A 534-nucleotide genomic window follows, 5' to 3' on the forward strand; every position below is an offset into this window, starting at 1 on the left:
GATTCAACCGTCCTGGAATCCCATCAGCCTTAACCCCCATAGCAGGCATAGTTCAAGAATGAATTACATCCCCTGACGTAATTATAATTCGAACACCAGTGTCTACTGGTAAAGATATTCTATTATCCACTTCTATTAATCGAAACAATGGAATATTATCTCTTGGAATTATATAAGATTCAAAGCCCTTCACCCCAAAATCTGCATACTCATAAGATCAATACCATTGCCGTCCCACCGACCTAACTCTCAAATCCGGATTATCTAATTCTTCTATTATATATAATAACTTCAAAGAAGGTAAAGCAATAAACAATAAAAATACAGCAGGTAAAACAGTCCAAATTCTTTCTAACTCTTGTCCTTCAAAAACATGTCGGTTAAAATCCCTACCCACCAACGAATTAACTAATATATACCCTACCAAAATAGTAATCAACACTAAAACAATTATAGTATGATCATGAAAAAAAATTAGCTGTTCCATTACAGGAGAACTAGCATTCTGAAAATACAATGAACAGATCGGAAGAG

1 protein-coding gene and 1 pseudogene are annotated in these 534 nt (G+C 34.5%); both read right to left on the bottom strand.

Going from position 1 to position 534, the window contains the following annotated elements; genetic code table 11:
- Positions 1-52: 52 nt before the first annotated feature.
- Positions 53-205, bottom strand: a pseudogene (locus BB427_RS24845) (hypothetical protein); the annotation flags it as partial.
- Positions 206-217: 12 nt separating this feature from the next.
- On the bottom strand, positions 218-534 hold a 317-nt coding region (locus BB427_RS23725), incomplete at its 5' end, for a cytochrome c oxidase subunit II transmembrane domain-containing protein (RefSeq protein ID WP_302622124.1).

The sequence above is a fragment of the Pseudoalteromonas sp. BMB genome (assembly GCF_001709235.1).
In the GTDB taxonomy this organism is placed as follows: Bacteria; Pseudomonadota; Gammaproteobacteria; order Enterobacterales; family Alteromonadaceae; genus Pseudoalteromonas; species Pseudoalteromonas maricaloris.